The sequence below is a fragment of the Microvirga flocculans ATCC BAA-817 genome, assembly GCF_000518665.1.
GTDB classification, from domain to species: Bacteria; Pseudomonadota; Alphaproteobacteria; order Rhizobiales; family Beijerinckiaceae; genus Microvirga; species Microvirga flocculans.
Map to the genome: position 1 here is coordinate 411,875 of NZ_JAEA01000001.1, position 25,073 is coordinate 436,947.

The 25,073-nt window shown below is 64.8% G+C and carries 17 protein-coding genes; 1 reads left to right on the top strand and 16 read right to left on the bottom strand.

The window, feature by feature from the left end; genetic code table 11:
* Positions 1 to 29: 29 nt before the first annotated feature.
* Complete coding sequence (locus L879_RS0102020; protein WP_027314654.1) at positions 30 to 2,042, top strand: AI-2E family transporter; 2,013 nt, start codon at positions 30 to 32, stop codon at positions 2,040 to 2,042.
* Positions 2,043 to 2,049: 7 nt separating this feature from the next.
* On the opposite strand, the gene L879_RS0102025 is transcribed toward L879_RS0102020, so the two are convergent.
* The 16 genes from L879_RS0102025 to L879_RS0102100 form a co-directional block, all read right to left on the bottom strand.
* Positions 2,050 to 3,033, bottom strand: a complete 984-nt coding sequence (locus tag L879_RS0102025; RefSeq protein ID WP_027314655.1) for a peptide ABC transporter ATP-binding protein — start codon at positions 3,031 to 3,033, stop codon at positions 2,050 to 2,052.
* Positions 3,030 to 4,046: an ABC transporter ATP-binding protein gene (locus L879_RS0102030; RefSeq protein WP_027314656.1), complete on the bottom strand. Its 1,017-nt coding sequence runs from the start codon at positions 4,044 to 4,046 to the stop codon at positions 3,030 to 3,032. Before L879_RS0102030 ends, L879_RS0102025 begins: the two co-directional genes overlap by 4 nt.
* Positions 4,047 to 4,048: 2 nt before the next feature.
* Positions 4,049 to 4,960 carry an ABC transporter permease subunit gene (locus tag L879_RS0102035; protein ID WP_027314657.1) on the bottom strand — a complete coding sequence of 304 codons (912 nt, stop codon included), beginning with the start codon at positions 4,958 to 4,960 and terminating at the stop codon, positions 4,049 to 4,051.
* Positions 4,957 to 5,967, bottom strand: coding sequence for an ABC transporter permease subunit (locus tag L879_RS0102040; protein WP_027314658.1), 1,011 nt, complete (start codon positions 5,965 to 5,967; stop codon positions 4,957 to 4,959). Before L879_RS0102040 ends, L879_RS0102035 begins: the two co-directional genes overlap by 4 nt.
* Before the next feature lie 65 nt (positions 5,968 to 6,032).
* Positions 6,033 to 7,631 carry an ABC transporter substrate-binding protein gene (locus L879_RS0102045; RefSeq protein ID WP_027314659.1) on the bottom strand — a complete coding sequence of 533 codons (1,599 nt, stop codon included), beginning with the start codon at positions 7,629 to 7,631 and terminating at the stop codon, positions 6,033 to 6,035.
* 258 nt (positions 7,632 to 7,889) lie between these two features.
* Entirely contained in the window at positions 7,890 to 9,794 is a 1,905-nt protein-coding gene (locus L879_RS0102050) for a response regulator (RefSeq protein ID WP_027314660.1), read from the bottom strand.
* On the bottom strand, positions 9,791 to 11,515 hold the full coding sequence (locus L879_RS0102055; RefSeq protein ID WP_027314661.1) for a response regulator: 1,725 nt from the start codon (positions 11,513 to 11,515) through the stop codon (positions 9,791 to 9,793). Before L879_RS0102055 ends, L879_RS0102050 begins: the two co-directional genes overlap by 4 nt.
* Positions 11,512 to 12,588, bottom strand: coding sequence for a chemotaxis-specific protein-glutamate methyltransferase CheB (cheB, locus tag L879_RS0102060; RefSeq protein ID WP_084020615.1), 1,077 nt, complete (start codon positions 12,586 to 12,588; stop codon positions 11,512 to 11,514). Before cheB ends, L879_RS0102055 begins: the two co-directional genes overlap by 4 nt.
* A gap of 10 nt (positions 12,589 to 12,598) precedes the next feature.
* On the bottom strand, positions 12,599 to 14,818 hold the full coding sequence (locus L879_RS0102065) for a hybrid sensor histidine kinase/response regulator (RefSeq protein WP_027314663.1): 2,220 nt from the start codon (positions 14,816 to 14,818) through the stop codon (positions 12,599 to 12,601).
* A gap of 27 nt (positions 14,819 to 14,845) precedes the next feature.
* Complete coding sequence (locus L879_RS0102070) at positions 14,846 to 16,522, bottom strand: methyl-accepting chemotaxis protein (RefSeq protein ID WP_027314664.1); 1,677 nt, start codon at positions 16,520 to 16,522, stop codon at positions 14,846 to 14,848.
* Between the two features lies 1 nt (position 16,523).
* The gene (locus L879_RS20080; RefSeq protein ID WP_051434965.1) at positions 16,524 to 17,081 is read right to left on the bottom strand and encodes a chemotaxis protein CheW; all 558 of its coding nucleotides are present in this window, start codon (positions 17,079 to 17,081) and stop codon (positions 16,524 to 16,526) included.
* 50 nt (positions 17,082 to 17,131) lie between these two features.
* On the bottom strand, positions 17,132 to 18,610 hold the full coding sequence (locus L879_RS0102080; RefSeq protein WP_027314665.1) for a CheR family methyltransferase: 1,479 nt from the start codon (positions 18,608 to 18,610) through the stop codon (positions 17,132 to 17,134).
* Positions 18,610 to 19,158 (bottom strand): chemotaxis protein CheW, encoded by a 549-nt coding sequence (locus tag L879_RS0102085; protein ID WP_368086299.1) that lies wholly within the window; start codon positions 19,156 to 19,158, stop codon positions 18,610 to 18,612. Before L879_RS0102085 ends, L879_RS0102080 begins: the two co-directional genes overlap by 1 nt.
* Positions 19,159 to 19,316: 158 nt before the next feature.
* Positions 19,317 to 21,425 (bottom strand): tetratricopeptide repeat protein, encoded by a 2,109-nt coding sequence (locus tag L879_RS20085; RefSeq protein ID WP_084020621.1) that lies wholly within the window; start codon positions 21,423 to 21,425, stop codon positions 19,317 to 19,319.
* A complete protein-coding gene (locus L879_RS0102095; RefSeq protein WP_084020623.1) occupies positions 21,416 to 22,513 on the bottom strand; it encodes a family 8 glycosyl hydrolase in 1,098 nt (365 codons plus the stop codon). The genes L879_RS20085 and L879_RS0102095 overlap by 10 nt, the downstream gene beginning before the upstream one ends.
* A complete protein-coding gene (locus L879_RS0102100) occupies positions 22,510 to 25,071 on the bottom strand; it encodes a cellulose biosynthesis cyclic di-GMP-binding regulatory protein BcsB (protein WP_084020625.1) in 2,562 nt (853 codons plus the stop codon). The genes L879_RS0102095 and L879_RS0102100 overlap by 4 nt, the downstream gene beginning before the upstream one ends.
* Positions 25,072 to 25,073: the final 2 nt, after the last annotated feature.

Genomic DNA, 25,073 nt, shown 5'->3' on the forward strand with positions numbered 1-25,073 from the left:
TCGTCTCGCGCCTGGAAGAGATCGACCGCATGCGCCCTGCATCCGCTCCCGTGCCCCCTCCCGAGACGGAGATTGACCCCCCCGGCGTTCCAGGACTCTCGGGGCTGATGACCCTTGCCGTCGGCGTGGTCGTGCTGGCAGCCCTTTATGTCGGGCGGGAGGTTTTCCTCCCTGTGTTCCTCGCCATCCTCCTGGCCTTCGTGCTCGCCCCGTTCGTCGAGCTGCTGCGCCGCTGGCATCTGGGCCGGGGACCCTCCGTCATCATCGCCGTGCTTGTCGCCTTGGGCATCATCCTGTCTATCGGCGGGGTGATCGGCTTCCAGCTGGCGGGCCTCGCGACCGACCTGCCACGCTACCAGAGCACCATTCGCGAGAAGGTCGGATCCCTCCGCGAAGGGGCGATGGGCAGGTTACCCGGCCTTCTCAAGGATTTCGGCCGCCACATCGATCAGGCCGTCGCGGAGCCGCCGGAAAAGACCTCTCCTGCGCCCGCCACCTCGACGCCGCCCCCTGAAGAGCCGAAGCCGCTCCCCGTCGAGGTGCACGAGCCGGACCCGACACCGGCGCAGGTGGCCAGAAACGTGCTGTTGCCCATCGTCGGACCCCTGGCGACCATGGGCATCGTCTTCGTGGTGCTGATCTTCATTCTCATGCAGCGGGAGGATCTGCGCGACCGCATGATTCGCCTTTTCGGATCGAGCGACCTGCACCGCACCACGGCGGCCATGGACGATGCCGCGCGCCGTCTCAGCCGCTACTTCCTGACCCAGCTCGCCCTCAATGCCTGCTTCGGCCTGGTGGCCGGAATCGGCCTGTGGCTCATCGGCGTGCCAAGCCCCGCCCTGTGGGGCGTCTTCGCCGCGCTCATGCGGTTCGTGCCCTATATCGGCTCCTTCCTCGCCGCCGTGCCGCCGATTCTTCTGGCCGCCGCCGTCGATCCCGGCTGGTCGATGGCGCTCATGGCCCTGGCGCTCTTCGTCATCGGGGAGCCCCTGATGGGACACGTGGTCGAACCGGTCGTCTACGGGCAGAGCACGGGTCTTTCGCCCTTCTCCGTCGTTCTCTCAGCGATCTTCTGGACATGGCTATGGGGGCCGGTGGGCCTGGTCATCGCCACCCCGCTCACGCTCTGCCTCGTGGTGCTTGGCCGGCATGTGGAGCGGCTGGAATTCCTGGATGTCCTCCTCGGCGATAGACCGGCCCTGACCCCAGCCGAGAATCTCTATCAGCGGATGCTGGCAGGCGATCCGGATGAAGCGCTGGAATCCGCCGAACTCCTGCTCAAGGAACGCTCGCTCACCTCCTATTACGACGAGGTCGCCCTGAAAGGACTCCAGCTGGCGGCGAACGATGCGACGCGCGGCGTCATGACCCAGCGCCAGCTTGAGCAGGTCAAGGATGTGGTCACATCCCTCGTGCAGGACCTGAGCGGTCATGACGATGTGGAGCCCAAGCCTCACGAAACGAAGGACGAGCCGGTGGCGGCACGGGTCAGCGAGCAGCCCGACAACAAGCAGCCCGCAGCCGAAGCTCCTATGCCTGAGGAAAGCGGGATCCCCGAAACCTGGCGTGCCGAGGGAGCCATCATGTGCGTCGCAGGCCGCGGTCCCCTGGACGAGGCGGCCGCCGAGATGCTGGCGCAATTGCTGGGCAAGCACGGACTCGGCACGCGCGTGGTTTCTCATGAGGCCGTGTCGCGGCGGGAGATCTTCGGCCTGGACATGACGGGCGTGCAGATGATCTGCATCAGTTATCTGGAGATCAGCGGGACTCCTGCGCATCTGCGCTATTTGTTGCGCCGTCTGAAGCAGCGCGTGCCCGACGCCCCGACCCTTGTGGGTCTCTGGCCCGTCGATGATCCGGTGCTGAAGAGCGAGGCCATGCGCGCGACTCTTGGCGCGACCTACCACGTCTCGTCGCTGCGCGAGGCTGTCGTGCAATGCCTGAGGGTCGCCACGGGCGAAGAGAAGCTTTCGCAAGCCGAGGTCAATCCGGCCCCGGGACAGGCAACGGCAGCCAAGCGCCTGCCGTTGCCCGCGTAAAGTCGGATCAGGCCGCCTCTTCCTTCAGGAAATCCTCGGCGTAGTGGCAGGCGACCTGCCGTCCGTCGAGCTCCCGCAGAGCCGGGCGCTCCACCTTGCAACGCTCGGTCACATAGGGGCAGCGGGTCGAGAACACGCAGCCCTTCGGCGGGTTGAGCGGGGAGGGGAGTTCGCCTTTGAGCACGATGCGCTTGCGCTTCACGCCGGTGATCCCGGGCGTCGAGGAAAGCAGCGCCTGCGTGTAGGGATGCAGCGGACGGGCGTAGATCCTGTCCTTCGGACCGTGTTCGACGGCATTGCCGAGATACATCACGAGCACGTCGTGCGCGATGTGCCTGACGACGCCGAGGTCGTGCGAGATGAAGAGATAGGCAAGGCCCATCTCTTCCTGAAGATCGGCGAGGAGGTTGAGCACCTGCGCCTGGATCGAGACGTCGAGGGCCGAAACCGGCTCGTCCGCGACCACGAGCTTCGGAGAGAGCATCAGCGCACGTGCAATGGCGATGCGCTGGCGCTGGCCGCCGGAGAACATGTGCGGATAGCGGTTATAGTGCTCGGGCCTCAGGCCCACCTTGGCCATCATCGCGCGGACCCGCTCCTTCCGCTCCGCGGAGGACAGGTTGGTATTGATGACGAGAGGCTCCTCCAGGATCGTCCCGACCTTCTTGCGCGGGTTGAGGGAGCCGTAAGGATTCTGGAACACCAGCTGCACCATGCGGCGCAGCTCCTTGGCATAGTTCGACGGCGGATTGACCGCATCGATGCCGTCGAGGGTGAGGGACCCTTCGGTCGGCTTTTCGATGAGCGTCACCATGCGGGCGAGCGTGGACTTTCCGCAACCGGATTCGCCCACGACGGCAAGGGTCTTGCCGGGCTCGATGGCGAACGAGATGCCGCCGACGGCTTGCAGATTGGCCGGCTCCTTGAACAGGCCGCGCTTGATCTTATAGACCTGCTTGAGGCCCTTGGCTTCGACAACGGGAGCCTTCACGACGCAGCCTCCGTCCCAACAAGATGATCTTTTTTGATGTGCGCGTCCCGTTCCGGATCGCCGAGGGGATAATGGCAGCGGATCTGTCCGCCGGCCCAGGGGCGCAGCGCGGGGCGCACGTTGCGCGAATGCTCGGTCGCATAGGCGCAGCGCGGGCTGAACAGGCAGCCCTTCGGCCGGTCGTAGAGGCCCGGCACGACGCCGGGAATCGTTGCCAGGCGTCCGCCTTCGCTCCGCTCAGGCAGAGCGGCGAGAAGCGCCGCCGTGTAGGGATGCTGGGGCGAGGCAAACAGGTCGGCGGCGGAGCGCTCCTCCATGATCTGCCCCGCATACATCACCATCACGCGCTGGGCGGTGTCGGCCACCACGCCCATGTTGTGGGTGATCATGACGAGCGCCATGTTGCGCTCCTTCTGCAACGTCATGAGCAGATCGAGGATCTGCGCCTGGATCGTCACGTCGAGAGCGGTCGTCGGCTCGTCCGCGATGAGCAGCTTGGGATTGCAGGCGATCGCCATGGCGATCATCACGCGCTGGTTCATGCCGCCCGAAAGCTGGTGCGGATAGGCGGACAGGCGGCTCTCGGGAGACGGAATGCCGACCTGCTCGAGAAGCTCGATCGCCCGGCGGCGCGCCGCCTTGCGGTCCATGCCTTCGTGCAGGCGCAGGGTTTCCGTAAGCTGGAAGCCGATGGTGAAGGACGGGTTCAGGCTGGTCGTCGGTTCCTGGAAGATCATCGCGACGTCCTTGCCCGTGAGCTTGCGCCGCTCCCTGTCGGAGATCGTCAGGAGATTGCGTCCGTTGAAGGCGAGCTTGTCCGCCTTCACGCGGCCGGGGAAGGGGATGAGGCCCATGAGGGCCAGCATCGTCACGCTTTTGCCGGAGCCCGACTCGCCGACGACGCCGAGAACTTCGCCCTCTTCGAGCTTCAGGCTCACGCCGTCCACGGCACGCATGATGCCGCCTTGGGTCGGAAATTCGACCGAGAGATTTTCAATTTCGACAAGTGCCATGGTCAGCGCTTCAGTTTGGGATCGAGGGCGTCGCGAAGACCGTCGCCCAGAAGATTGAAGGCAAGCACCGTGATGAGGATCGCAAGACCGGGGAAGGTCACGACCCACCATGCACGGAGCACGAACTCGCGGGCATCGGCCAGCATGGTTCCCCATTCCGGAGACGGCGGCTGCGCGCCGAGGCCGAGGAAGCCGAGAGCCGCCGCGTCGAGGATCGCGGTCGAAATGCCGAGCGAGGCCTGGACGATGAGAGGCGCGGTGCAGTTCGGCAGCACCTCCTTGAACATCAGCCGCAACGCTCCGGCGCCGCTCACGCGGGCGGCCATAACGTAGTCCTTGGAGGTTTCGGTGATGACTGCGGCGCGCGCAAGGCGCACGTAATGCGGCAGGATCACCAGGGCCACCGCCATCATCGAGTTGATGAGGCCGGGACCCAGGATCGCCACGATCACGATGGCGAGCAGAAGGCTCGGCAAGGTGAGGACGATGTCCATCAGGCGCATGATCGCGATCTCGGTCATGCCGCGGACATAGCCGGCGATGAGGCCGAGAATGGTGCCGAAGACGATCGAGACCGTCACCACGATGATGCCGATCAGCAGCGACAGGCGCGCGCCGTAGATGAGGCGCGACAGGATATCGCGACCGATCGGATCCGTGCCGAGCGGATAGGCGATCGAACCACCCTCCTGCCAGAACGGCGGCTTCAGGGCGATCGTGGTGTCCGTGATGTAAGGCGAATGAGGCGCCAGCACATCCGCGAAGACGGCGAGCAGCACCACGGCCACGATCACGGCGAGGCCTGCGACCGCGCCGCGATTGGCGCTGAAATAGCCCCAGAATTCGCGAAGCGGATGAGGAGGTGTGGCCGTCGGTGCGGTGACGGCCGGAGCTTCCATGGTTTCAGTGGTCATCGCGTATGCCTGATGCGCGGATTGATGAGGCCGTAGGTCAGATCGACGAGCAGATTCACGCTCATGACGATGGCGCCGACGAGGAGAAGGCCGCCTTGGAGGACGGGATAATCGCGGCGGAAGATCGCCTCGATCAGCCACTTGCCGATGCCCGGCCAGGAAAAGATCGTCTCGGTCAGAATGGCGCCGGTGAAGAGCACCCCCACCTGCAGGCCGATCACGGTCACGACCGGGATCATGGCGTTGCGTAGGGCGTGCAGCGCGATCACCCGGAACCGTGAGAGGCCCTTGGCCTTCGCGGTGCGGATGTAGTCCTCACCCAGAACCTCCAGCATGGCCGAGCGGGTCATGCGGGCGATGACGGCGAGGGGCACCGTTCCGAGCACGATGGTCGGCAGGATCAGGTGCTCGAGAGCCGAAAGGAAAGCTCCCTCTTCCTCCGACATGAGCGAGTCGATCAGGAGGAAGCCGGTGACCGGCTCGATGTAATAGAGAACGTCGATGCGGCCCGAGACGGGCGTCCATCCGAGCTGCACGGAGAACAGCAGGATGAGGATCAGGCCCCACCAGAAGATCGGCATGGAATAGCCGGTCAGGGACAGGCCCATGACACCGTGATCGAAGATCGAATTTCGTCGGACAGCCGCCAGGATGCCTGCGGGAATTCCCAACACCAGGGCGAACAGAATGGCGCAGACCCCCAGTTCGACCGTTGCCGGGAACAGATTTTGGAATTCGGTCAGCACGGATTCCCGCGTGACGATGGACTTGCCCAGATCGCCCTGCAGGACGCGGCCGATATAGATGCCGTACTGCACAAGAAGCGGTTGATCCAGGCCGAACTCCTTCTTGAGCTGTTCATGGCGCGCAGCATCGATGCCGCGCTCTCCGGCCATGGTCTCGATCGGATCGCCCGGAACGAGCCGGATCAGGAAAAATGCCACCAGGGTGATTCCGATGAAGGTCGGAATGAGGAGGCTCAGGCGGGTCAAAATGAAGCGGATCATGTCTTAAAAACGGAAAAAGGCGGAGCAGCTATGAAGCTGCTCCGCCGGAGGCCACTGGAAAAGCCTTACTTACCCTTGATGTCCACACCGTAGAAGGTATGGCGACCGAAGGGCGAGAGCTTGAAGTCGACCACTTCCTTGCGGACGGGCTTCAGCTGCACGGCATGGGCGACGGTGAACCAGGGAGCCTGCTCCTTGAAGATCACCTGAGCCTGCTCGTAGAGCTTCGTGCGCTCTGCGACGTTCGTCGTGACCTTCGCCTTGGTGACGAGCTCGTCGAACGGCTTGTAGCAGAACTTGGCCACGTTCGAGCCGTTGGTCTGAGCCGAGGCGCAGCCGAGCAGGGTGTGCAGGAAGTTGTCCGGATCGCCGTTGTCGCCGGTCCAGCCGAGCTGCACCATCTGGTGCTCGCCGGCCTGGGCGCGCTTGCGATACTCGCCCCACTCATAGGTCTTGATCTCGGCCTTCACGCCGACCTTGGCGAGGTCGGCCTGCATCAGCTCGGCCATGCGCTTGCCGTTCGGGTTGTACGGGCGCTGGACGGGCATGGCCCACAGGTCGGTCTCGAACCCGTTCGGGTAGCCGGCTTCAGCCAGGAGCTTCTTGGCGGCTTCCACGTTGTACGCGTCGTCCTTGATGGACTTGTTGAACGACCATATGGTCGGCGGGATCGGGTTGGTGGCCGGAATGCCCGTGTCGAGATAGATCGCCTCGACGAGGGCCTTCTTGTTGATGGCCATGTTCAGCGCCTTGCGGACGCGCACGTCGTCGAAGGGCTTCTTGGTGGTGTTGTAGGCCAGGTAGCCGATGTTGAGGCCAGGCTGCTCGAGGATCGTGACGTTCGGATCCTTCTTCATCGCAGCCAGATCGGCCGGGTTCGGATAGGGCATCACATGGCACTCGCCCTTCTGGAGCTTGGCCCAGCGGACGGAGGCGTCGGGCGTGATCGAGAAGACGAGGTCGTCGAGCTTGGCCTTGCCGCCCCAGTATTCCGGGAAGGCCTTGTAGCGGATGATCGCGTCCTTCTGGTACTGAACGAGGTAGAACGGACCCGTGCCGATCGGCTCTTGGTCGATCTTCTCGGGCGTTCCGGCCTTCAGCATCGCATCGGCGTATTCCTTGGACTGCACGCCGGCCCACTGCATGGCGAGGTTGGCCAGGAACGGAGCTTCAGGCTGGTTCAGCGTGACCTTGACGGTGTAGTCGTCGACCTTCTCGACCGACTTGAGCAGCTTGGGCATGCCCATGTCGTCGAAATAGGAGTGGTTCGGGCTCGTGACCTTGAAGTAGGGGTTCGATTCCTTCCACTGACGCTCGAACATGAACACGACGTCGTCGGCATTCAGATTACGGGTCGGCTTGAAGTTCTTGTTGGAGTGCCACTTGGCGTTCTTGCGCAGATGGAAGGTATAGACCGTGCCGTCAGCAGAGATGTCCCACTTCTCGGCGAGACCGGGGACGACCGTCGTGCCGCCGCGCTCGAAATCCACGAGGTTGTCGTAGATCTGCTCGGTCGCATCGAACGAGGTACCCGTGGTGTTGACGCCCGGATAGAAATTCTCCGGGCTGCCTTCGGAGCAGTAAACCAGGGTTTTGGCGGCCAGCGGAGCGGCGGCCAGGAAGGCCGGGACGCAGATCGCGGCGAAAAGGGCTGACTTTTTCATACCTAAGTCCTCTGAGACGGCTCTACTCGTGGCCGTTCTGTGACGAAGTTAAGGTGCGAAGCCCCATTATTGTCAATCTGTCCACGCAACAATGGATAATTTTTGGAAGAAATTTACCATTTTATGCATCTGCCCTAACGTAAAGTGTCGCGGCAAAGGGTCGATTTTTCGCGATTCCGTAACGGTTCGCGTTCGCAGTTGCGAAACCTTATCCACAAACGCTGAAATGGGGCGAAGAATATTCCCTTAGGGAATCGACTACTTGCGTTCCCGGCGATGGGCGGCTTCGGTGACCTTGGCGGCCAGGTCCTCCCGCGTGAACGGCTTGTGGAGCATGAGATAGTCGTCCGAAACCCGTTTCGGATCGGCATATCCGGTCACGAGCAGGATGCCGATGTCTGGCCGGACCTCTCGCGCCTTGTCGGCCAAATCGGTTCCGGTCATGCCCGGCATGGCGAAGTCGGCGATCAGAAGATCGATGTCGCTGTCGGATTTCACGATCTCGAGCGCTGAGGATCCATCCGCCGCTTCTACGACCCTGTGCCCCATCTCGGTCAGATAGGCGGCCGTCACCGTTCTCACTTCGGCATCGTCATCGACGAGGATGATGCGCACCTTGGGCGCATCGGGCGCGACGACCTGTTCCTTCCGCGGGCCGGTTTCCTTTTCCTCTGCGGCGCGCGACAGATAGAGTTCCACCGTGGTGCCCGCGCCGACGGCGCTCTGGATGGTCACTGTGCCGCCCGATTGCTGGGCGAGCCCATAGACCATGGGCAGACCGAGCCCGGTGCCCTTACCGACTTCCTTCGTGGTGAAGAAGGGCTCCAGGACGCGGGTCAGGATTTCCTGCGGGATGCCGCTGCCCGTATCGGCGACGGAGATGACCACGTAGTCGCCGCCGCTCAGATCCGTGATCTGTCCCTCCTCGACCATCTCGTTGCGGGTGGAGAGGGTTAGGACGCCGTTCTCAGGCATGGCGTCACGGGCGTTGATGCAGAGATTGAGAACCGCGAGTTCCAGCTGGTCGGGATCGACCAGGGCGGGCCAGAGACCGTCCGCGAGGCGCCGCTCGATGCGGATCACGCCGCCGAGCGTGCGTGTCAGCAGGTCGTTCATGCCGGCGATGGTTTCATTGACGTTCACCGCCTGCAGCCGCAGATCCCGCTGGCGGCTGAAGCTCAGCAGGCGCTGGGTCAGGGAAGCGCCGCGCTCCGCAGCATAGGTGGCGTTCTGCAGCAGGCGCGTCAGCCGGGGGTCGTCCGGCGCCCGGCGCGAGGCAAGGTCGAGGCTTCCGAGAACGGCCATGAGCAGGTTGTTGAAGTCATGCGCCACGCCGCCCGCGAGGGTTCCCAGCGCCTGCATCTTGTCCGCTTGCCGCAGGCGCATCTCCATCAGCTTGCGTTCGGTGATGTTGCGCTCGATGGTAGCCAGATTCGTCACAGCCCCGGATTCGCCCAGGATCGGGATGCGGTTGATGAGGAACCACTGAGACGCGCCGTCGGGCGAAGACCGCTCTTCGATCACTTCATCGGGCTTTCCGGCCGCGATGGCCCGGCGCTCCGCTTCCTCGATCATCGTCGCCCGTTCCGGTGAGATGTAATCCCGCTCCCGGCGGCCCAGGCATTCGCCTGCGGAACAGCCGAGACTCTGCGCCTTGCTGGCGTTCAGGCGGACGAAGCGGCCTTCCAGGTCCTTGAACGAGATCAGGTCCTCCGTGCTCTCCATAAGCCCGTGCAGGAGTGCGCGTTCGGTGTCGAGTTCCTTGGCCAGCATGCGCCGCTGATAAGCATTCGCGACCATGTTGGAGAGCGCGGCCGGATCCCAGGGCTTGGGCGCGTAGGCCATGATCCGGCCTTTGTTGACCGCGCCGATGACGGCCTTCAGATCCGCGTAGCCCGTGAGAAGAATGGCTTCCGCATCCGAAAGCTCGCGTGCCTTGGCGAGAAACTCGTCTCCTTGCATCTCTGGCATGCGCTGGTCGGAGATGATGACGGCGATGTCCGGCTCCCGGCGGAGGATGTCGAGCGCCTTGATCGGGGTCGAGGCGGTCAGGACACGATAGTCGTCCTCGAGCAGATCTTCGATGGCGATCAGGATGTCCGGTTCGTCGTCGACGACCAGGATCGTGCCTTGGGTTGAATGTATCTCACTCGGCAAGGTCATGAAACAATCCGCCTCGGGATCGTGATGGTGAAACTCGCGCCCCCCGTGGGGCCTGGCTCCACCGAGATCGATCCTTTGTGGGCCTGAACGATGCTATAGGCGATCGCCAAGCCAAGTCCAGTTCCGGACCCGACGGGTTTGGTCGTGAAGAACGGCTCGAAAATGCGCTCCCGAAATTCCGATGGAATGCCTGGACCCGTATCGCTGATCCTGATCGTATAGGTTGTCGCGTCGCTCTCGGTTTCAATGTCGATGCCGCCCGTGCCCTTGATGGCATCCGCGGCGTTGCCGACGATGTTCATGACGACCTGGTTCAGCAGGGCGGGGGAACAGTAGAGGTCCGGAACCGCGTTGTAGCGGCGGCGGACGTCGATGCGGCTGCCGAGCTTGTGGCCGAGCAGGGCCAGCACGGTTTCGATGGATTCCGGCACGTTGACGGTCTGGAAATCGCCTTCGTCCAGGCGCGAGAAGCGCCGCAGATTGAGGCCCAGCTCCTGGATCCGGGCCAATCCCAGCTTCATCGCCGCGACGCGGTCGCGCGACTTTTGAATCTGCCGTTCGAGTCCGGCCTCCGGCGGCATCTTGGTGGCGATCTCGGTGAGCAATCGTTCCACCGTTCCCTGGTGCGCCTGGATGAAGGCGAGGGGATTGTTGATCTCGTGGGCGATGCCGGCCACCAGCTCGCCGAGGGATGCCATCTTGGCCGCCTGGACGAGCTGGGCCTGTGTTCCCTTCAGGAGAGCGTTGGCCTCTTCCAGTTCACGGTTCGCCTTGGCGAGGGCCTCCGCCAAGGCTGCCTCCGCCCGTGCTCTGGCGAGCGCGAGCTCCCGTTCCCGCAACTCCGTCTCGATGCGCCAGTTCTCGTCCTGCATCAGCTTGCGCCGGACGAGCGCCCGAATGCGCACCCGCATTCCGTCTGCCTCGAGCGTCGAGGGAACGATGTCGTCGACTCCGGCGGCAAAGGCGCGGGCCAAAAGGTCTCCGCCCTCCTCGTTGCCGAGACCGACGATGGCGAAGCTCGGCGCATCCGTCCCTGGGAGAGGGGCCAGCCCGCGGTAAAGGTTCAACTGGCGGCAAAGCCCGATGCCGTCGAAATTCGGGCTGAGCAGGTTGACGAGAATGCAGTCCCACGTGGCTTCCGGCGAGCGAACCTGTCGGAGAGTCTGCGCCGGGTCGGCAGCCAGGGATACCGCATAGCCCTCATGGGCGAGCATACCCTGGAGCTCGGTTCTGCGCGCCGGGCAATCGTCGGCGATGAGAATGCGGGCCCGGCGGAAGGTGCCGAAGCTGGGAGATTGCCGCTCTTCACGGGAATCGCCGATGGGAGAGGAGGGTCGGCGCAGCAGCGCCTTGATCCTGAGGATGATCAGTTCCTGCTCGGCAGATTTGGAGATATAGGCGTCCGCCCCGCTTTCCAGGCCCTGGCGCTCGACGGCGCGTTCCCGCGCCTCCGTCAGCATGATGACGGGGATGGCGCGGGTGCGCACGTTCAGGCGCAGCTGCCGTGTCAGCTCGTCGCCATTCATGCCGGGCAGGTGGTAATCGGCGATGACCAGATCTGGCAGCTTCTCGTTCAGGCCGTCGAGGGCCGCCTCCGCCGTCGAGCGCCAGGTCACGTGAAAACCGTTTGTCTCCAGCATGTGGCGCAGCTGCAGCGCCTGGGTCTCGGAATCCTCGACCAGGAGAATCTCGGCGGCCGGTATGATCGCTCCCGTGCTCATTCGCCTCCTCCCCGCGCCAGCCTCACGAGGCGGGGCGCGATGAGGTCGAGAGGCAGGCTGACATTGACGCCGCCGATCCTCGCTGCCGCCGCGGGCATGCCATAGACGACGGCGGTGCTCTCATCTTCCGCAACAATATATCCTCCGGCTTGACGCATCTCGACGAGGCCCTGCGCCCCATCCTCGCCCATGCCCGTGAGAATGACGCCGAGCCCTCTCCGGCCCACCGACTGCGCCATCGATTTGAACAGAAGAGTGGCAGAAGGGCGCTGATTGTTGAGGGGCGGCTCGGCGCTCACCTTCAGCGTCCCCGCAGCGGACAGGAGCAGATGCCGGTCGCCGGGAGCGACGTAAACGCGGCCTGGAACCGGGATTTCCTGATCCTGGGCGAGACGTACGTCGAGCGGGATCAGCCCGTTCAGCCAGGAGGCGAAGCCTTCCATGAAAGGGGCGCCCATGTGCTGGACGAGAAGGATCGGCAGAGGAAAGTCCTCCGGCAGCGCCCCGAGAACCTTCGCGAGGGCGGGCGGCCCGCCCGTGGAGGCGGCGATGCCCATGATGCCCGGGCGCGTCAAGCTCCATTCCTGCTCGCGTTTCGGAGCAGGCGGAACGCCGGTCTCGCGCCAGGGAGCGAAGGAGCGCTGCCGGACCACGGGCACCTGGCTCATGATGTAGAGCTGCGTGCAGATGGTATTGGCGATCGCGGCATAACCCGCGCTGGAGAGGCCGACGGGTTTCTCCACGACGGTGAGCGCGCCGGCCTTGAGGGCGTTCATGGAGATCTTGAGAGAGGAATCCTCGATGCTGTCGGCGATGACGACGATGGGAGTCGGATGTTCCGACATGATCCGGCGCGTCGCCTCCAGGCCGTCCATGCCGGGGAGCCGGATGTCCATGGAGACGACATCCGGTTGAACGCGTCCGATCTCCCGGAGCGCCTCTTCCGCCGAGCTGACGGCAGCGGCCACCACGAGGCGGGGGTCGCTGGCGATGATATGGACGAGCAGCTGCCGGACGACGAGGGAATCCTCGACGACCATGACCCGGACCCGCGATTGAGACGCCATACCCATCACACGAGACTCATAACACCTGCCCGATCGTCGCCAGCAGTTCGCGCTGATCGAACTTCTGCTTTGTAATATAAGCGCTCGCGCCCAGATCGAGACCCTTGCGCACGTCTTCCGGATCGGCGCGGGAGGTCATCAGGATCACGGGGACCGGAGAAAGCCGAGGATCGTTCTTGATCGCCTGCAGGAGGCCGAAACCGTCCATGCGCGGCATTTCCACGTCGGCGATCACGAGGTCGATCATGGCCTCGCCCGAACGCAGGATGTGCAGGGCATCGATACCGTCGACGCTGAGAACGACCTCGTAGCCCTGCGCCTCCAGGATGCTTTTCTCGAGGGTGCGGGTCGTGATCGAATCGTCGACGACGAGGATGGTCCTGGCCCGGCGCTCCGCCTCCGGGGCCCATTGGGACAGGCCCAGGCCGCTGGCCGCCAGCCTGCCTTCGTTCCTGACCCAATGCTCGATCAGCTTGTCGGGGCTCAGCACGAGAGCCGGCATCTCGCTTTCCAGGAGGACGGTTCCGGAGACGAGTTCGCTCAGCCCGATCGCCTGGACATCGCTGACCAGCATGGTGCGGACATCGTGAAACGCGTTGACGGCGAGCGCGCAGGTACGGGAGCCATGGCGGACGAGAGCGGCCTTCACGTGTCCGGCCTCGGTGGGAAGGGGTGCATTGGAGGATCCTGTCAGGGCTGCAAGGGCAACGATCGGGACGATAACGTCCTGCCCCCCGATCTCGATCCGGGCCGTCGGCCGGCCTTCCACACTTTCCAAGGCATCGGCGCGCAACCGCAGGAGACGATCCACCGCATGGGAGGGCAGGCCGAACATCCGGCCTTCTGCCTCCAGCAGCAGAAGCGGCTGGCGCGCGGCCGTGAAGGGGACGTTCAGCAGGACTTCCGTCCCCTGTGGATAGCGCGGCCTGAGCAGCACCGACCCCTGGAGCTTGCGGGCGGCCTCGGCCACCACCGACAGGCCCATGCCCCGGCCCGACAGCCGGTCGACCTCGCCCGCCGTCGAGAAACCGGGCGTGAAGACCAAAGAGAGCAGCTGGTCCATCGGCGGCGGGGGATGGCCGGGAGCGCGAGGCTGGAGCAGCCCGCGCTCGATGGCGACCTGCTCGATCCGGTCGAGATCCGGCCCGCGCCCGTCGTCGCGGATGCTGATGACGAGACGCCCGCCGCGCGGAGCCAGCTCGATAATCACCTCGGCCCGCTCCGATTTCCCCTTGGCCCTGCGCTCCTCGGGCGGCTCCACCCCGTGGCTCATCGCATTGCGCAGGAGGTGCATGATGGGGTCCTTCAGCGCCTGGAGCACCTGCCGGTCGACCTGGAGATCGAGGCCGATGCTGCGCACCTGCACGTCCTGGCCCATCTTGCGGGCGAGTTCCCTCACCATGTGCCCGAAGCCGCCGAAAACCGTTTCCGCCGAGACGAGCGAGACCCGGTCGATGTTGTCGCGGACCTGGCGCGCGGCCTGCTCGATCGACCATGTGGATTGCCGCCGGTCGCGCGACAGGGCGGACAGCCTGCGGAACAGGGCCTTCAAGTTCTGGTCGAAATCGCGCAGGCGCGGGATCGGGGATGGCCCGCGCGCGTCGCGGCCGGCAGCGTCCGCTTGTGCGGCGTTCAGCGCGTTCACCTGCGCGTGAAGCTGATCCCAGCTCCTGCGCAGGCCGCGGATTTCCAGCTCGATCTGCCGCAGGGCATGATCGAAGCCTTCGTCGGCCTGCAACTCGGCAAGCAGCTGGTGCATGGAATGGGAGAGCTCCTCCATCTGCTCGGTGGCCACGCGCAGGTAGGAGCCCGTAACGGTTTCGGCGGAAGCAGCCGTATCGGTTTTCGATGCCGGTATATCCTGATCGAGCGGCACGGTCTCCGGCGCAGGGGGCGAGGGAGGCTGCGGCGCGGGCTCGGACGGACTGAGCACCTCGGCCACGAGATCCTCGATCAGGTCGAGATCCTGCCGCACTTTGGCAGCCGTCGGCCGGTCGAGGGATTGCTGGCCTTCGAGCACTTTCGAGAAGAGCGCCTCAAGCTGGTGCGCGACCTCCTCGACCGCAGGCAGATCGACCGCGCGGGCGGCGCCCTTAAGGCTGTGGGCGCGACGAAAGACATCCGTCAGGTCGATCGGACCCGCGCCGGCATTGTCGAGCGCGGACCGGATCGCGTGCAGATGCTCGCGATGCTCCGCGTCGAAGGCCGCCAGCAGCTGTTTGCGGATATCCGTCACGATGGATGCGCCTCCGTCATCGCGGACTCAAAGACGGTAGCGCTCGACGAGGCCGAGAAGCTGTTGCGCCAGCGTCGAGAGATTGCCTGCCGCCGTTTCGAGCTGGCGGGTGCCGGCCGCCGTCTGCTGGCTCGCCTGCCGGATGTTCTGGAGCGCGCCCATCACCTGCTCGATTCCGAGCTGCTGCTGGTTGGTGGAGGCCACGATCTGCTGGAAGGTCTGCACGCTCTCCTGGATCTGGCTCGAGATGCCGGTGATGGTCTGCTGGGTGATGTCCGTGCGTTCCTTGCCGGCGCTGACGCGCTTGACGGCTTCCTCGGTGAGCATCACGGACGAATTGATGCCGCGCTGAATGTCGCCCAGGATCGAGCGTACCTGCGTCGTCGCATCCTTCGCCTGATCGGCGAGCGTCTTCATCTCCGAGGCGACCACCGCGAAGCTGCGGCCGTTCTCGCCGGCGGCCGCGGCTTCGATGGCCGCGTTGAGGGCGAGAAGATGGGTGCGTTCGGAAATGTCGTTGACCGATGCGACGATCTCGCCCACGGCCTGCGTCTTCTCGCTCAGCGCCACGATGTTCTCCGCCACGGCCTCGGCCTGCTCGCGGATAGCGTCCATGGCGCGGGCGGTGTCTTCGACGGCCTGCAGTCCGGCCATGCTGGTCTGCGCCGCCGCCTGAGCGGACGCGATGACCTCCTGCGCGCGCTTGCCGATCTGGGTGCCCGAATGGGTGATCTCGTCGACGGTGGCTGCGGTCTCCTGCACGGCGGCGAGCTGCTCCTCGACGGAGGCGGCCTGCTCCTGGGTCGAGGCGCGGATTTCCGCGGCTGCGGCGTTCAGGTTCTCGGTCGCCTCTCGGCTTTGACTCGCGAGCTGGCGCAAGCCTTCCACCATGGCGTTGAGCGTTGCTCCGAGATGTCCGATCTCATCCTTGCCGGTGATGGCCATCTGGCCGCCGAGCTCGCCGCGCCCGACCCGCTCGACGAAGCTCATAAAGGCGCTCAACGGACCCGTGATGGAGGAACGCAGGGCATAGGTGATCAGGATGCTCAGGACGGCGGCTCCCACCATGGCCAGGATGATGGAGAGACGGCTCTGCTCGTAGACTTCGCCGACCCGCTGCTGTCCGAGAATGATGGCTTCGCTGAGGATGGAACGGGCCTGTTCCAGGTTCTTCCGCCAGCTGTCCCGGCTCGCGTTGAGGGAGCTCTGAGTCGATAGAACGGCGGCGAGATCATTGCTCTGCAGAGCTGAGAACTGCCGTTCCGTCGTGCTGCGGAGCTGGCGCAGGTCGCCATTGGCGCGGTTGAGAAGGTCGGAAATCCGCTTCCAGGCATCCGCGCGCTGTTGCGTCAGGGACCGCGATGCATAATCGTTCGCCGTGGAAAGAGCCTGCGCCATGGAGGCCTCGGTCGCATTCGCCTGCTGCTCCCAGACGCGGATCAGGTCGTCCGGGTTCGATTGCTGCTGGCCGAGCGCGCGCAGGAGATAGCGGGAAAGAATTTCCTCCCGCACGCCGCGCATCATGTTCTGTTGGTCGCCGAGGCTTTCGATCTGTCGCATCACCGTCAGATCGCGCGTGACGATTGCCTCGGTGGATTGTCGCACGTCGTCGATCTGGTTGATGGCATAGAGTCCCAAGCCCACGATCAGGGCGACAATGACGGCGAAGCCGAGAAGGATGCGGTTGGCGATCGAGATCGTCACGTCAGACTCCGGAAACAGAGGAAGAGGGCAGGAAGGAACGCAGCAGGCGTTCGATGTCGAGAAGGGACACGGTTTCGTCGCGATCGGGTGCGGCGGTGCCGGTTTGCACTTTGCCATGGCCGGTCACGGCATCGCTGGAAAGCCCTATGGTTTCGGTATCCCCCAGGGGCGTGACATCAGCAACCGCGTAGGCCCGGTCGACCCGCAACGCCACGGGCAGCTGGACATACCGGAGCAGAACGAAGTGCTGGCCGTCGTGATCGCGGGAATCGGGCTTGAGCCCAAGGGCGAGGGCGAGATCGATCACGCTCACCAGCCGTCCGCTGCGGCCGAACAGGCCGACCAGGGCCGATGGCCCTGCCGGAACGGCCGCGCATTCCTGCGGCGGCAGCACCTCCGCAACCGACCCGATGGGAATCCCAAACCGTTCCCGGCCCGCGCTGCAGACCAGAACGCGCGGCAGCGCTTCTGCAGGTTCGGCCGCGATGCCTCTGCGGTTTGCGAGGCGTTCGGTTCTTTCGTCGAGGATGTTTCGAATGCGTTCCTCTTTGGAACGCACTCTCGTCCTTGCCATCTGCCTGAGCTTTCGGCGCACGGATGGTGCCATCGTCATGACGTGCTCCCGGGCTTCGTTCTCTTGGGCTTCGCCACCGCGTCGAGATGGAGGCGCACCAGATGGCGAAGGTCCTTCGCGATCAGCCCATCCGACTCGTCGAGAATCCGCTCGTCGGAAAAGGCGGCTGCAACCCGGGCCGCGTTGGTCAGGCAGCGTATTCCAGGGCCGGATCGTCCTTCCGAGAGCAGCAGGAGTCCGAGATGGTAATGGGCCATGGCGAAATTCTTATCGAGATAAATGCTTTTGAGGAAGCTTTTCTCAGCTTCGCCGGGGCGTCCAAGACCCTGCAGGACGAGGCCGTGATAGAAATGAAGAGGGGCGTTCAGGGACAGGTGCGCGAGCGCGCCCCGGCAAAGGGCGTCCGCTGCTGCGAAATCTCCCGCATCGGCTCGGGTTCTGATTTCATCCAGGACTGTCCTCGGCTCTTCCGGAGCCTCCGAGGGCAAGGGCTCCAGGGAACGCGCCGCGATGCGGGGTTTCGCCAGCTTCCTGTCCGGCTCCCGTCGCTTCGGCTCGGGAAGGATCGGCTGCCAATCCGGCAGAGCCGGGCTGGCAGGGTATGGAGCTGGGACCCGCACGGTCTCCGAGCCTTGCTTCGAGCCTTGCCGGTAAGCCACCGTTCCCGGCAGGTTCAGGGTCCGCATCATGGCGGAGAAGGATGGGTTGGGCTCCGCATGGCCCAGGAGCATCCAGCCATCTTCTGCGAGGCGATCGTGCAGAGCCGCGACGATCCGGGTCACGGTTTCGGGATGGAAATAGATCAGAACGTTCCGGCAGAGAATCAGGTCGAAATCGGTGAGCTCGAGAGGGGAGGAGCCGTCGAGCAGACTGAGCAGGTTGTGCCGCTCGAAGCGAACAAGCGCGCGAAACTCCGGCCGAACCTGCCACTGTTCCTTCCCGGCTTCTGCAAAATAACGGTTCCTCTCGGCTTCCGGCATGGACCTGAGCGCCCATTTGCCGAAGCGGGCTTCCCGCGCTGCGTGAAGGAAGCTGTCGTTGATGTCCGTTCCGACGATGCTGATGCGCCATGTCCCGATCTCCTCGCCAAGGATCTCCTTCACCAGGATGGCGAGTGAATAGGGCTCCGCTCCCGTGGAGCACCCGGCGCTCCAGATGCGAAGCCGCCGCGTATCGTTCTTGCGCGCGAGGATCTCGGGCAGGATCGTCTCGCGCAGGGCCGCGAACTGCTCGGCATAGCGGAAGAAGAACGTTTCGCCGATGGTGATCTCGGCTTCCAGCCTTCCCCATTCCAGGGGGCCAGAAATCGAATCGTCGAGAAGGTTCAGGTATTCAGAGGAATCGGAGAGGCCGGTGGCGCGCAGGCGCTTGCGCACACGTTCCCACAGCAGGTCGTCCTTGTCCTGGTAATAGAAATGGCCGGTGCGCGCGATGATGCGGTCCTTGAGCTGGACGAAGCCCGCATCGAGCAGCGGAAGGGGGAGGGGCCGGGCGGCCCTGAGACGTACAGCCATCAGGCGGGGGCCGCCCATTCGCCGAGACGGTTCTGCGCCTGGCGTGAAAGCTCTGCCAGGGCCTGTCGCTCCTCGGCCAGCAGAAGGCGCTCCACGGACAGCAGATGAACGAGCTGGCCGTTCCAGCTCACTTCCGCCTCGACGCAGCCGTTCAGGGTTTCGGCCTCGCGCACGGGGAAGACGTCGGACATGCCCAAGCGCACGACATCCAGCACGCGATCCGCAAGAAGCGCCTGTACGCCCGACGCGCCCTTTCCTTCGAACAGGATGAGATGCCGGTAGAGGGCGTCTTCGGGATCCTGATCGGCCTGTTCAAGCCCGAACAGCACATCGAGACGCAGAACCGGAACCGCCTGGCCGCTCAGGTTGAAGAAGCCGGCAACCGACCTCGGCAGGACCGGGGGGCGCCACAGGCGGGGCAGGGGCAGAAGCTCGCGCACGGCGCTTCTGTGCAGCGCGCAGGCCGTACCGCATACATCGAACACTATGATCTGCAGGTTTGCCATGGCTTGATACGCGCGCGGAACACAAGGGGCCCAAATGCCCATCGAAACATAATTAGGCGTAACTTCTTCCAAGACAACAGGCTGGGGATCGGCTGCCTCAGGAGCGCCTCTGGCCCAGGATATCGGGCACCTTCGCACATGCGGCGTCTGCCGGAGGCGTTGATGCAACGGAGCTCAAGGGGGCTTGAGACTCCGAGGCCTTAGCGGGCGTGAGTGGTTGCTTCCCGGATGGCGTTCAGCCCGGCGCTGGCGTCGTCGGAATATCCCGTCTGCTGCACGGCCCGGAAAATCCGCTCCGCATCCCTGTAGCGTCCGAGCTTGTAATAGGACCATCCACGGATCAGCAGCAGATCGTTCTGTTCGGGCACGATCCGCGACCGTTCGCTCAGGGCGAGGAGGGTCTCGCTGTAGCGCCCGTCCCGATAGGCCGCCAGGGCCCTCTGCGACAGGATCGCGGCACCGAGTTCGACGCGGCGCTCGCGGGTCTGCGGCGCCTGGGCCGCGGCGATGGCGGCCTCCGAGGTCAGGTTCTTGCGCAGATAAGCCAGGGACTTGCCGTAGGCCGCTTCCTCACGGGTGCGGGAGCCGCCCGTCGCCATGGCCTGATCGAAGGCGGCAACGGCTTCCAGAGGACGGTTGACCTCCATGAGGCACCAGCCACGGGTCAGGGCCGCGTCGCCGGAGAGCCTGGTTGCCGGGCTCGTCATGGCGCATTGGCGTCCGAGGGCGGACCGGGCTTCGGACTGGCGGCGCCGCACGCCTTCCACGGTACGGAGAAGGATGCGCTCTCCATCCGTGCGCTCGACGGCGACCTGCTGGGGAACGTAACGCTGCTGAGCCGGAACCGGTGCGGGTTCGACCGCGGCGATGGGAGGCTGAGCGGGAACAATCCGCGAGTCGTAGGGGCGGGTGACGCCATCCGCGAGGTCGGCGATGCGCTGCGAGCGGCTGCGCCATTGCGCGACCACTTCGTTGAAGGTCGCGCGCTCGTTCAATCTCTGCGTCGAGAGGGCGAGGCCGTAGGCGGAGGGTTCGTCGTCCGGCTTCCAGTTCAGGGCCGTGCGGAACCAGTCCCGCGCCGTGCGGAACTGCTGCGTGTTGTAGGAGTACCAGCCGAGCGCCTGGGCGCCATCGGTAAACCGCTGCACCATCACGACGGGCACGATCCGCGCGACCACCTGCGCATCGAGGCGCGGCGGCGGATCCTGGCTCAGCAGGGCGGTCGCCACGTCCAGATAGATCTTCATGTTCTCGGGGGCCCGGTCGCGCCACTCATGGGCGAAGGCCTCCGCCTCCACGAGTCGGTTCAGGGCGCGAAGAGACATGGCATAGCCTTCGGCCGCCTTCGTGCCGCCGTTCCGGTCAAGAGCCGTCTTGAACAGCTCGAGAGCGCGCGAGGGATTGCCGTGATGGAAATTGTACCAGCCGAGAATCAGGACGGGGCCGGCCTCGTCCGATTTCTGGATCAGCCGTTCGACCACGGCGAGATCCTCGGGCGCGGCGATCGTCTTGCTGTCCAGCGAGGCGCGTTCGACCCGGCGCCGGGCGAGCTCGTCGCGGATCGAGCTGAAATCGTCCGGCGTCTCACCGGTTTTGCGCTCGAACTGCAGGAGGTCGGTCACCTGCTGATCCGTCAGAAGCGAAAGAGCCTTCTGCAGGGTCGCCAGACGCTCGCCCGGATCGGCGCAATTCGTCAGCAGATAGGTGTATACGTCCCGTGTCCGGTCGGGCTGATCCGTGCGGGCGAAGGCTTCGGCCACGCGCCAGAGCACGTCCACGTTCAGGCAGGTCAGGAGACCGGGCGATTCCGTCGCCACGGAGAGCACGGTTCGCCACTGCCCTGTATCGGATGCATTGATCAGGCGACGGCGCGCTTCTACGGTCTGCAGGGCCGTGACCAGCTCCTCCGGCGGCTGCCAATTGGGGTCCGACGATTGACGCTCCGCAATGGCGGCGCGCACTTCGGCGATCCGGTCCTCGCGGTAGAGGTTCCACAGCCGTTCGATGATCGGATCGGGGGCAGCGGCCGCACCGGCCGACAGCTGCGACAGATCGCTGGGCGGAGTCCAGTTGGGATAGAGCGCGCGCAGGCGCGCAATTTCAGCATTCACGCGGCGCGTGTCACCCTGCGATGCGAAATAGCGCAGAGCGGATTCGTCCACCTGCGGCTGGGATCCGCTTGCCGGCGGAGTAGGCGCGGGCGGTGCGCCGGCCTGTGGCTGGTTGCCGTCAGGGCCTGTCTGCTGCGCAAGCGCTGCGAAGGCCAGGATCGCAACCGCAATCGTTATCGCACTGCCGACTAGACGCATCGCGGATATTTTTCACCGAGCAAGGATTTCGCCAGAAGATACAGAGTCGACGGATAATAAAGCTTCGGCTCGAAGGTCTTCATCGATTCCGGAACGGGTGTTCCGTCGAGCACGCAGGCCAGAGCGGCAGGCAGGATGGCATAGCCTTCGTCGGTCAGTCGTTCCCGAACATGTCCGGTGACCACATTGACCACGGCGATCCCCTCACTTTCCGCAGACCAGCGCAGCTTGAGAGCCCTCAGCCACTCCAAATCAGTCATCCCTGCTCTCATTAGGTAAAGAGGTATCCTTAAGGAGTTGTAACCAAACTCCGGAGGAAAACCGTCCGCAGGCCTGGGCTGCAGCCCGTTTCTGATGGAAAGCCAATCGGCAGGCAGCCTGATCCGGCCCGATGTTGCCTGCTGCAGCAGCATCACGCCGTCGCGCCAGACACGCGTCCATTCATATTCCGGCGCAAGAGCCGCAAGCACCGGAAAGGCCTCGAACACCCAGTAGGAGAGATTGACGACCGGGCCGTCCGTGCGGTCGTCCGGGCCGAAACCCTGAGCGCCCGGCAGAAGAAACATGGAACGCCCGCTGCGGCTGAAGGTATTCTTACCGATGGCCTTCGCGATTTGCTGGGCGGCCGCCGTATAACGCGGCTCCTGCCACGCCGTTCCGGCTTTCGCGAGCGCATAGGCGATCAGAAGGTCTCCGTCGGTCGCGTTGTTGCGGTCGGTGACGTGGGGCTTTCCGTCCGGATCCCATTTCCAGACCGCCAGGCCGTCGTCCCGGATGAGCAGTTCGGTGAAGGTGAAGCTCCAGATCTGCTCGAAGCTGCGCCGGTCGCCGGCGGCCAGAGCCAGCAGCAATCCATATCCCTGCCCTTCGCTGTGGCTGATGTCTCCGTTGGCGTTGTCGATCACTCGCCCGCTGCTGTCGACGAAGCGGGAGCGATAGGCCTCCCAATCGGCGGAGGAGAGCGTGCCCACCACTTTCAAGGGCTGCACGGCGAGGGTCTGAGCGGAGACAGCCGATCCCATGAGCAGCGAGAGCGCAAAGAAGAGCCGGGGGAGTGCCTGCAGGCACCGCGCCGTCCTGATCGTCATGACCGCCGTCCCAGCCGGCTCAGGAGCAGGGAGGTCGCAATGCCGAGGAACACGCAGCATGCCAGCAGGATCAGGGCATATTGCAGGATGTTGGCCGACATCCAGTTCGCCGCGACGAGACGCAGGTTCGTCAGAGACAGAGGCTGCGTCTGCACGAACCGGTAATCGTTGATCGGCTCGATCTGCAGCTTCATTTCCCTGGGTTCCAGCGCGACGGCCCGTCCTGCAACCTGGGACCACAGCAGCGGATCCGTGAGACGCGCCGATTCCTGCGCCAGCGCGCGATCCGTGCGGGCCGTCACGAGGGTCCAGATGCCGGACTGGTCGGTGCGGTTCTGCGCGATCAGCAGGGAGGCCCGCTGCGGCGGCTCATAGGGGGCATCGGAACGCTCTTCGAGCGACAGGGACGACAGGGAGATGCCGAATGTCTTCTCGATCCAGTCCTGGACCGTGCCGAGCGTCTGCTGAAGAATGCCGCGCCGCTGGAACGTGTCCGACCAGCGCCTGCGGACCTCGTCCGTCGACGATGTGGTCATGCGGTCCGCGGAGAGCTGGCTGACGGGCAGGCTGAACTCGGCGCTCGCCAACGGTTGGCCGCCTTTGTCGCCGGGGGCGGGAGTCGAGGGCCAGATCATGCGCAGGTGCTCCGAGACCTTCACGCGGTTGAGCAGGCCCGGAGGAATCTGGTCGACCGCGCCTATGAACAGCACGGATTCGTCATCGGCGGAGGCGGCATTGGCGAATTGCGCCTGAACCGGTGCGCCGGCGGAGCGCGCCATGCGGGCGAGCAGGGTCCCCGCGGCGGAGTAGTTGGGAGAATCGAGCCGGGCCAGGACGACGGTCGTCGGAAGGTCGCCCGCCGGGAAACGGCCCGCGCTCAGAACGGCGAGATCGGGAAGACGTCCGATCCGCCCGTAATTCGGGAATGAGAGCGTGGTCGTGTCGAACAGCACGAAGCGGTTCGTCTCGGAAAGCGTTTCCCCCGGCGTGCAGCGCTCGTCCGCATCCGTCAGGAGCGCGGCCTCGACATTGATCATGTTGAGGCCCGACTTGAAGTTCTTGAGGGGCACTCTCACGGTATGCCGTCGGACGATGTCGCCCTGGGACGTAATCGTCATCCGCGTGCTGATCATGCCGTTCACGAACACGTTGACATGACTGCCGGGACGGACCGCCGACGTGTAGGCTGCATCCAGATGCAGGATCGCCTCGCCGTATTCGGTGGCGTAGAAATCCGGAGGAAGGTTGATGGCGAAACTGGTTTTGAGGCGGCGTCCCGAGAACTCCTGGGTCGGAACGCCGAGATCGCCGAAGCGGAAGGACTGGCCGCCGAAAGCGGTGGGCACTTCCGGCCAGTGCCAGGAGGCGGTGTCGACGATGCCGCGCTCGGCGCTCTTCGCATTCGCTGCTTGTCCGCCGACGATTCCGATCGCGGTGTCGAGGTCCTGCCAGGTCGGCCCCGAGACGACCAGCGTCGAGCCCATGGAACCCGGCTCCTGCATCATCATGGTCAGAGGCTGGATCGTTGCGGCATCGGACACGCCCGCGATCAGGCCGCGCAGCTCGCCGGCCAGGCCCATGACGACCTTGATCGTGCCGACGGGAGACGGGCCTGGATCGGATTCCATGACCTCGATCACGGGGTGGGCATAGCGTCCGCGCAGGGCGACCATCTGCACGAGACGCAGCAGGCGGTCGCGGATCTCGGGACGATAGATCTTGGGGGCGACCACCCGGATCGTAGTGATGCCCGCATTGTCGATGCCGACGGCGGGCAGGTCGTCAAGCCCGCGCAGCGTCTTGGTCGCGCCTTCGGCGAAAGTGAGCCTCGTCGCGGCCGCATCGACATCGGTCCAGAGTTCGTAGGTTGCGTCGATGGAGCAGTCCGTCCGATGACGCTGGAGCGCTTCCATTCGGATGATGTTCTGCCCGGCGCGCAGGAGGCCGGGGCGGACCGTCGCCGTGATGCGCTTGATGTCGTCCGGCGAGGCAATGGGCGCATCGACCACGGATTCGCCGTTGATCGCGATCCTGAGGCGCGAGCCCTCGGGCATGACCACGACGGCATTCTTGTAGCCGATTGTAAAGGTGGCCCCGCTCGCGGCTTCGTCCTGGGTGAGATGGAACGTCCAGGATCGCGCATCCGTCTCACCCTCGAACCGGATCGACTCGAAGGGAAGGACAGGCCGCTCGATGCGCACGACGCCGCGCGCGGATGCTGCAGGGGTGGCTGCGGAAGGGGCTCTGGCCGGCTCCGTGGTTTTCGGAAGAGGGGAGGGGGCTGCCGGAGCCTGAGGCTGGCCGCCCATGCTGAAGGGGGTGGACGAACCCGCGGGCGCAGCAGGACGGGCCGTTCCCGGCGAAGCGCCGGGACGCATCTCGAACGGGGCCCCCGTGGCGAGCGGTTGCCCTGCCGGTTCCGGCTGTGACGGGCTTGGCGTGGATTGACGCGCACCCGTCCCGCCGGGGGACATGCTGAAAGGAGTGACCTGGGCGAGGGCTGACTGAGCCCCGAAGGCTCCGGCGGCCAGCAGATATAGGATCGAGACCCGACGCACGA